The sequence below is a fragment of the Acidovorax sp. GW101-3H11 genome (assembly GCF_001633105.1).
Taxonomy (GTDB): Bacteria; Pseudomonadota; Gammaproteobacteria; order Burkholderiales; family Burkholderiaceae_C; genus Acidovorax.
Genome location: NZ_LUKZ01000004.1, coordinates 1 through 1,997 on the forward strand (window position 1 = coordinate 1; position 1,997 = coordinate 1,997).

1 protein-coding gene and 1 pseudogene are annotated in these 1,997 nt (G+C 67.6%); one reads left to right on the forward strand and one right to left on the reverse strand.

What is annotated here, in order from left to right; translation table 11 throughout:
- Nucleotides 1-98 (reverse strand): annotated as a pseudogene (locus A1D30_RS25135) (IS1595 family transposase); the annotation flags it as partial.
- 218 nt (nt 99-316) lie between these two features.
- Between A1D30_RS25135 and A1D30_RS04755 the strand changes: the two are divergent.
- Nucleotides 317-1,696 (forward strand): hypothetical protein, encoded by a 1,380-nt coding sequence (locus A1D30_RS04755; protein ID WP_242421788.1) that lies wholly within the window; start codon nt 317-319, stop codon nt 1,694-1,696.
- The last annotated feature ends 301 nt before the right edge of the window (nt 1,697-1,997 follow it).

The following is a 1,997-nucleotide window of genomic DNA, read 5'->3' on the forward strand; positions in this document are numbered from 1 at the left end:
GCCTGGCAGGCCTCTTCGGTGGCAAACCAGTCAAGAAATTCGTTCCAGGTGCGAGGGTAGTCCTGTCCAGGAGTTGGCGTTAGCATCTGGGTTTCCATCCAGCTATTCTGACGTCACTGGAGCTAAATAGATACCCCTTTGAGACATACAGTAGTGTCGCATGCTCCAGACGGCGTGGCCGCCGACCGTGCGGTGGGGCCGAATTCTGGCCTCGCGGCCGCCCCTGGCCCCACAATCCGCGCACGACGACACCTAAAAAGGGGATGCGATGCGAGGGAGTACGGCGCAGGTTACAGGCCTTGGCCTGCACGGGTCCATGGCGTGGCAGCAAGCCTTGGCGCAATGGCTGGGCTGGGCGGCGTTGGTGATCTGCCTGGCGGCGAGCGGGGGTGCGGGGGCGCAGCCCAAGGCTTCGCCCGCAGTGGCGCAGGCAGACACATCCCAGGAGCGCCAGCGCTTGCTCGCGCAGCAGCTGGTCCCTACCGATCCGGCGCGGTTTGCCTGGGGGCGCGCGGCCGAGGCCGTGGGCCAGGGCGCGGATGCGATTTATCTGCGGCTGGCTTTGCTGGACGATTGGCTGCGGGCACTGGAAGGCGGGCCGGCGCCAGCGGGGGGTAACGTCGAAGCCGCCATCGCCCATGGCCGGGAGTTGGACCCGTACTTTCTGGAGCGCCGCGCCCGGGCCGTATGGCCCGCCATCCTGCGGGCGCAGCAGTTGCGGGCCGCGTGGGACCGCGATGGCCCCGAGGTGCCCCGCCCGCCCGAGCTGGATGCGCTGGGGGCCGAGCTGGTGCAGGAGGGGCCGGGCTTGTGGGTGCGGCGGGCGCAGGATGGGCGGCACCGGGGGCTGTACCTGTGGCTGGGCGTGCGCAACGGGCTGGCCGAACCCCTGCCCCTGCCGGAATTTGCGCTGCAGCTGGGCCGCCCCGGCCTGCAACCGGCGGCGCCGCTGATGCAATGCGCGCTGCCCCGCTACAGCACGCGCCAGTGGGTGCCGCCACAAAGCACCCAGCACTATCTGTGCAGTGTGGTCGAGGGGGGCTACGGACTGCCGCCCGCAGGCGTCAGCTGGCTGGCGCAGATGGGGCACTGGTTCAGCCAGGGGGCGGCGCTGCAGACCGTCATTCCCCAGCACGACCAGGCCCTGTCGCGCACCGCCCGCATCCTGGTGCAGGTGGACAACCCGGCGGTGGACAACTTTCTGCGCGGCGCCCGTGAATCCACCGAGAAGCAGCAGCAACAACTGCAACAAGAACGGGCCCAGGGGGCGGCCGCAGCGGCCAAGAAGGCCCGTGAAGCCACGCCAGCGCGCCGCTCTGGCGACTCGCTGCCGCTGTGGCTCAAGCGGCTGATGTTCCTGGGCGGGGTGGTGGGCGCATTGGTGCTTTATGGCCTGCTTGCGCACCACGTTAGCGTGGCGGTGGCGTCTGGAGTGCTGTGGGTGGGCCTGGCCATTCCGAGCGCGATCATCTTGCGTTCCATCTGGACGATGGGCGGGACCGACGGTTGGGGCAAGCTCGGCGCGATCATCATGTCCGGGGCCGCCATCGCGGCGCCTTTTGGGGGCACGCTCGCCGCGTACACGGTCTACAAACTGGTGGTGAGCGCGCAGGCGCGCCGCAAGGCGATCCTTTTCCTGCTCTGCGTGATCGTGGTCATCGTGCTCAACGCGTTGGAGCGGTGGTTGTTCTGGTGACAGCAGGCTCCGCACGCCTGCACCGAACGGCGTATGAACACCACGCGCGCCAAAAGTTGTAAAAGGCACCCCAGCAGTCCCGGAAAGGGCACGCAGCTCGGATGTTGTTTGCTATTAAGTTAATAGCTACCAACGCTTATCCACAGGGCAATCGCATCTAAACCCTGATGCCCAGGACATGGGCCAGATAGCCCACATCCCAGCCCGCTCGCTTGCGCTTGGCCTGCACCCCCACCTTCACCGAGGTGTCGCTCTTGAGCACCTGCAGCGCCATGCGCCGCAGCAGCGTCTAGCAGCGTCT

Bases quoted from the DNA above. Each gene is read 5' to 3' on its own strand.
- A1D30_RS04755 (WP_242421788.1), top strand. From the start codon at position 317: ATGGCGTGGCAGCAAGCCTTGGCGCAATGGCTGGGCTGGGCGGCGTTG.